A 1,236-nucleotide genomic window follows, 5' to 3' on the forward strand; every position below is an offset into this window, starting at 1 on the left:
CTCTTTCCCGATCTCCAACTACAATCATGATTGAGCCTAATATCAAATTATATGTCCAACTATGTTAATAATTGTCTAATTATATGGACTCAGTTATCAGCCACTCCGGTCTACGTGTGAGCTTGGTAAATTTAAAAATCGGGATGCTCCCCTCTAACAAAATCATCCCGCAATTATGCAATGCTAATTCAAAAATAACTGACCCGTGCATCAAATCCCCGGGAACGAAGCATTTTTGATAACTCTTCTGCATCGGAGCGATCGCGGAAACTACCCGCATTCACATAAGCACCTAATGGAGAATCGTCTTGAAAGGCTTGGGGTGCTAATTGACGTATTCTGTACAAAATATCGTTATTATCCCCCAAGGGAACTACTACCATATAGCGATTTTGGGAATTACTACTCAAACCCAAAGCTTGGAAAGTAGGTGGATCAACAAATCCCGTGGGATTAAGCCCAGAGGAACGCTGGAATTGAGCAACTGCTGCACTAGTTATTTGACCATAATAACCAGTAGTATCACTGGTAAACAGTCCTCTTTGCTGTAAACTTTGTTGCACTTGTGTAACTCGCTGGCTATTCTCTCCGAAGCAAATATCACCTCTACCTGGGATACAACCAGGATAAAGCTGATCTAGGGCTCGGGATATGGCTGCTATGGTTGGAGCATCGGCAACACCATTGGCAATCAGTTGATTATCTCGTTGGAAACGTGCAACTGCATCTCTGGTTGTATTGCCAAATACACCGGTAGAGTTACCATCAAAATAACGTAATTCTCGTAAAGCCCTTTGTAATTCTACGACCCTAGTACCAACGTCACCTGGATTGCGAGTCTTGGGAAGAGTATTGGAAAAATTATCTGTTCTGCCATTTTCTATATTTCCTGGTGTGGGAAGTACAGGGGGAATGTTAGGATTGGGGTTAACGCCGATGCTTATTTGTCTTTGTATCGCCGTTTGAGTGCGTCTACCTACAATCCCATCAGCAACTAACCCTTGGGATTGTTGGAATTCTATTACTGCTGCTGTGGTTGCGTTTTGGAAATTACCAGTAATCACCCCTGGATAAAAGCCTAAGCGTTGTAAATTTTGCTGCAATTGAATCACACGATCTCCACTGCTACCTATTTGTAGCAAATTACTGGAGTTACTTCTTCGTCGAGTTCTACGGGATACATTCCTGGGACATCTACCCTGTAGTGCCCGTTGAGTCCGCGGTCCTACCACGCCG

General features: G+C 43.4%; 1 protein-coding gene. It reads right to left on the reverse strand.

The features are described from left to right. Positions 1-188 precede the first annotated feature (188 nt). On the reverse strand, positions 189-1,236 hold a 1,048-nt coding region (locus F6K52_RS36495), incomplete at its 5' end, for a peptidoglycan-binding protein (RefSeq protein ID WP_293090148.1).

This window comes from Moorena sp. SIO3H5, from assembly GCF_010692395.1.
Classification (GTDB): domain Bacteria; phylum Cyanobacteriota; class Cyanobacteriia; order Cyanobacteriales; family Coleofasciculaceae; genus Moorena.